Genomic DNA, 5,237 nt, shown 5'->3' with positions numbered 1-5,237 from the left:
GGGGGTTGTGGCTGTATGCCTGTGGCACACGCGGACTCTCAGAGTCCTACCAGGTAAAACACACTGGTTATAGGATCAAGCCTTACGGGCAATTAGTACTGGTTAGCTTAACGCATTACTGCGCTTCCACACCCAGCCTATCAACGTCCTGGTCTCGAACGACCCTTCAAGGAGGTCAAGCCTCCAGGGAATCCTCATCTTCAGGCGAGTTTCCCGCTTAGATGCTTTCAGCGGTTATCTCTTCCGTACATAGCTACCCTGCGATGCCTCTGGCGAGACAACAGGTACACCAGCGGTACGTCCACTCCGGTCCTCTCGTACTAGGAGCAGCCCCCGTCAAGATTCCAACGCCCACGGCAGATAGGGACCAAACTGTCTCACGACGTTTTAAACCCAGCTCACGTACCTCTTTAAATGGCGAACAGCCATACCCTTGGGACCGGCTACAGCCCCAGGATGAGATGAGCCGACATCGAGGTGCCAAACACCGCCGTCGATATGAACTCTTGGGCGGTATCAGCCTGTTATCCCCAGAGTACCTTTTATCCGTTGAGCGATGGCCCTTCCATTCAGAACCACCGGATCACTATGTCCTGCTTTCGCACCTGCTCGACTTGTCGGTCTCGCAGTTAAGCACGCTTTTGCCATTGCACTTTAGGTACGATGTCCGACCGTACCAAGCGTACCTTCGAACTCCTCCGTTACACTTTGGGAGGAGACCGCCCCAGTCAAACTGCCTACCATGCACTGTCCCCGACCCGGATTCACGGGCCAAGGTTAGAACCTCAAACAAACCAGGGTGGTATTTCAAGGACGGCTCCACGTGAACTAGCGTCCACGCTTCAAAGCCTCCCACCTATCCTACACAGATCGGTTCAAAGTCCAATGCAAAGCTACAGTAAAGGTTCATGGGGTCTTTCCGTCTAGCCGCGGGGAGATTGCATCATCACAAACACTTCAACTTCGCTGAGTCTCGGGAGGAGACAGTGTGGCCATCGTTACGCCATTCGTGCAGGTCGGAACTTACCCGACAAGGAATTTCGCTACCTTAGGACCGTTATAGTTACGGCCGCCGTTTACCGGGACTTCAATCAAGAGCTTGCACCCCATCATTTAATCTTCCGGCACCGGGCAGGCGTCACACCCTATACGTCCACTTTCGTGTTTGCAGAGTGCTGTGTTTTTATTAAACAGTCGCAGCCACCATTTTATTGCAACCCCTTCACCCTTCTGGCGCAGGCCAGTCAAGCTACCAGGGCGTACCTTATCCCGAAGTTACGGTACCAATTTGCCGAGTTCCTTCTCCCGAGTTCTCTCAAGCGCCTTAGAATACTCATCTCGCCCACCTGTGTCGGTTTGCGGTACGGTCTCGTATGACTGAAGCTTAGAGGCTTTTCTTGGAACCACTTCCGATTGCTTCGCAGCACTAGGCCGCTCGCCCCACATCCTTGAATTCCGCGCCCGGATTTGCCTAAGCGCCTTCTCCAATGCAGGGACCGGGACTTCCAACACCCGGACAACCTTCCGCGATCCGTCCCCCCATCGCATCATACGACGGTGCAGGAATATTAACCTGCTTCCCATCAGCTACGCATCTCTGCCTCGCCTTAGGGGCCGACTCACCCTACGCCGATGAACGTTGCGTAGGAAACCTTGGGCTTACGGCGAGGGGGCCTTTCACCCCCTTTATCGCTACTCATGTCAGCATTCGCACTTCTGATACCTCCAGCATCCTTTACAAGACACCTTCACAGGCTTACAGAACGCTCTCCTACCACGCACATAAATGTGCGTCCGCAGCTTCGGTGACTGGCTTAGCCCCGTTACATCTTCCGCGCAGGACGACTCGATCAGTGAGCTATTACGCTTTCTTTAAAGGGTGGCTGCTTCTAAGCCAACCTCCTGACTGTTTTAGCCTTCCCACTTCGTTTCCCACTTAGCCAATCTTGGGGACCTTAGCTGGCGGTCTGGGTTGTTTCCCTCTTGACACCGGACGTTAGCACCCGATGTCTGTCTCCCGTGATTGCACTCTTCGGTATTCGGAGTTTGCTATGGCGGGGTAATCAGCAATAGACCCCCCAACCATGACAGTGCTCTACCCCCGAAGGTGACACACGAGGCACTACCTAAATAGTTTTCGGAGAGAACCAGCTATTTCCAGATTTGTTTAGCCTTTCACCCCTATCCACAGCTCATCCCCTAACTTTTCAACGTTAGTGGGTTCGGTCCTCCAGTACGTGTTACCGCACCTTCAACCTGGCCATGGATAGATCATCTGGTTTCGGGTCTACACCCAGCGACTCAACGCCCTGTTCGGACTCGCTTTCGCTACGCCTTCCCTAATCGGTTAAGCTTGCCACTGAATGTAAGTCGCTGACCCATTATACAAAAGGTACGCCGTCACCCGTTTCCAGGCTCCGACTGTTTGTATGCATGCGGTTTCAGGATCTATTTCACTCCCCTCCCGGGGTTCTTTTCGCCTTTCCCTCACGGTACTGGTTCACTATCGGTCGATTACGAGTATTTAGCCTTGGAGGATGGTCCCCCCATCTTCAGACAGGATTTCACGTGTCCCGCCCTACTTGTCGTACACCTAGTTCCACAATGCTGTTTTCGCATACAGGGCTATCACCTGCTATGGCCGGGCTTTCCATCCCGTTCTGCTAACAACGCTGCTAAAGAGTACAAGGCTCTTCCCATTTCGTTCGCCACTACTCTGGGAATCTCGGTTGATTTCTGTTCCTGCAGCTACTTAGATGTTTCAGTTCGCCGCGTTCGCTTCCCTGACCTATGTATTCAGTCAGGGATGACCCATACGGGTCGGGTTTCCCCATTCGGACATCTCCGGATCAAAGCTTGTTTGCCAGCTCCCCGAAGCTTTTCGCAGGCTACCGCGTCCTTCATCGCCTGTAATCGCCAAGGCATCCACCACATGCACTTGTTCGCTTGACCCTATAACGAGTGTGTCTCGAAAGACATCGTCATAGGTCTGAGTTCTCGCGTTTGTGCCGTATTCCAAGTCATCTTTCGATCACTTAAATACATTTTGGTTGATACAATCACAACCCGGTATCGCGTTGGGTAATTCAGCGTCTCATCAACGCTTGCGCGACACCTTTACTACATCCCATATTGTTAAAGAACAGCCGAACCCAACTTGGTTGGATTCGATAGCAATAGCCAAAGACTAAAATTCAGAACCTCTGAATCCTGGTCTTTGACAACTACCCCAAGGTAATGGTGGAGGATGACGGGATCGAACCGACGACCCCCTGCTTGCAAAGCAGGTGCTCTCCCAGCTGAGCTAATCCCCCGCAGATAACTTGGTGGGTCTGGTAGGACTTGAACCTACGACCCCCGCCTTATCAAGACGGTGCTCTAACCACCTGAGCTACAGACCCTTGGCTGTAACAGCAAACAAACCGATAAGTGTGAACGCTTGACTTGTGAACACAAGCCTCTGGAAAGGAGGTGATCCAGCCGCACCTTCCGATACGGCTACCTTGTTACGACTTCACCCCAGTCATGAACCCTGCCGTGGTAATCGCCCTCCTTGCGGTTAGGCTAACTACTTCTGGCAAAACCCACTCCCATGGTGTGACGGGCGGTGTGTACAAGACCCGGGAACGTATTCACCGCGGCATGCTGATCCGCGATTACTAGCGATTCCAGCTTCACGTAGTCGAGTTGCAGACTACGATCCGGACTACGATGCGTTTTCTGGGATTAGCTCCCCCTCGCGGGTTGGCAACCCTCTGTACGCACCATTGTATGACGTGTGAAGCCCTACCCATAAGGGCCATGAGGACTTGACGTCATCCCCACCTTCCTCCGGTTTGTCACCGGCAGTCTCTCTAGAGTGCCCTTGCGTAGCAACTAAAGATAAGGGTTGCGCTCGTTGCGGGACTTAACCCAACATCTCACGACACGAGCTGACGACAGCCATGCAGCACCTGTGTCCACTTTCCCTTTCGGGCACCTGATGCATCTCTGCTTCGTTAGTGGCATGTCAAGGGTAGGTAAGGTTTTTCGCGTTGCATCGAATTAATCCACATCATCCACCGCTTGTGCGGGTCCCCGTCAATTCCTTTGAGTTTTAATCTTGCGACCGTACTCCCCAGGCGGTCAACTTCACGCGTTAGCTACGTTACTGAGAAAATGAATCCCCAACAACTAGTTGACATCGTTTAGGGCGTGGACTACCAGGGTATCTAATCCTGTTTGCTCCCCACGCTTTCGTGCATGAGCGTCAGTGACGTCCCAGGGGGCTGCCTTCGCCATCGGTATTCCTCCACATCTCTACGCATTTCACTGCTACACGTGGAATTCTACCCCCCTCTGACATACTCTAGCCTTGCAGTCACAAGCGCAATTCCCAAGTTGAGCTCGGGGATTTCACGCCTGTCTTACAAAACCGCCTGCGCACGCTTTACGCCCAGTAATTCCGATTAACGCTCGCACCCTACGTATTACCGCGGCTGCTGGCACGTAGTTAGCCGGTGCTTATTCTTCCGGTACCGTCATCCGCCCCAGGTATTAACCAGAGCGTTTTCTTTCCGGACAAAAGTGCTTTACAACCCGAAGGCCTTCTTCACACACGCGGCATTGCTGGATCAGGGTTGCCCCCATTGTCCAAAATTCCCCACTGCTGCCTCCCGTAGGAGTCTGGGCCGTGTCTCAGTCCCAGTGTGGCTGATCGTCCTCTCAGACCAGCTACTGATCGTCGCCTTGGTGGGCTCTTACCCCACCAACTAGCTAATCAGACATCGGCCGCTCCTGCTGCGCGAGGCCTTACGGTCCCCCGCTTTCACCCTCAGGTCGTATGCGGTATTAGCTAATCTTTCGACTAGTTATCCCCCACAACAGGGTACGTTCCGATGTATTACTCACCCGTTCGCCACTCGCCGCCAGACCGAAGTCCGCGCTGCCGTTCGACTTGCATGTGTAAGGCATGCCGCCAGCGTTCAATCTGAGCCAGGATCAAACTCTTCAGTTCAATCTCTGTGTGGTGCCGAAGCACCTCGCTCTTTCGAGCGGTCGCTCACTCTCAGAAAACTGACTGGTTCGCGTCTCGCGACGCAAACCAACATGTTTTACTGTGCGAGCACTTGATACTTTTGAAGCAACACTGAAGACCCGAAGTCCTCAGCGGCGTTCGCCATCAAGCGCCCACACTTATCGGTTGTTTGTTTGTTAAAGAACTTCAGCGACCGGCTTTGCCGTTCGCTGTCGCTGCG

The 5,237-nt window shown here is 53.3% G+C and carries 2 tRNA genes and 2 rRNA genes; all 4 read right to left on the bottom strand.

Annotation, left to right across the window (positions count from 1 at the left end):
• Positions 1-71 precede the first annotated feature (71 nt).
• The 4 genes from MFF62_RS30700 to MFF62_RS30685 all read right to left on the bottom strand — a co-directional run bounded on the left by MFF62_RS30700 (position 72) and on the right by MFF62_RS30685 (position 4,996).
• Positions 72-2,952, bottom strand: a 23S ribosomal RNA gene (locus MFF62_RS30700).
• A gap of 286 nt (positions 2,953-3,238) precedes the next feature.
• Positions 3,239-3,314 (bottom strand) — tRNA-Ala (locus MFF62_RS30695).
• A gap of 10 nt (positions 3,315-3,324) precedes the next feature.
• A tRNA-Ile gene (locus MFF62_RS30690) sits at positions 3,325-3,401 on the bottom strand.
• Positions 3,402-3,464: 63 nt separating this feature from the next.
• A 16S ribosomal RNA gene (locus MFF62_RS30685) occupies positions 3,465-4,996 on the bottom strand.
• The 16S and 23S rRNA genes sit together here with 2 tRNA genes alongside, the layout of an rRNA operon.
• Positions 4,997-5,237: the final 241 nt, after the last annotated feature.

The organism is Cupriavidus pauculus, assembly GCF_022179805.1.
Classification (GTDB): Bacteria; Pseudomonadota; Gammaproteobacteria; order Burkholderiales; family Burkholderiaceae; genus Cupriavidus; species Cupriavidus pauculus_E.
This window is presented reverse-complemented; position numbering and strand designations above follow the sequence as displayed.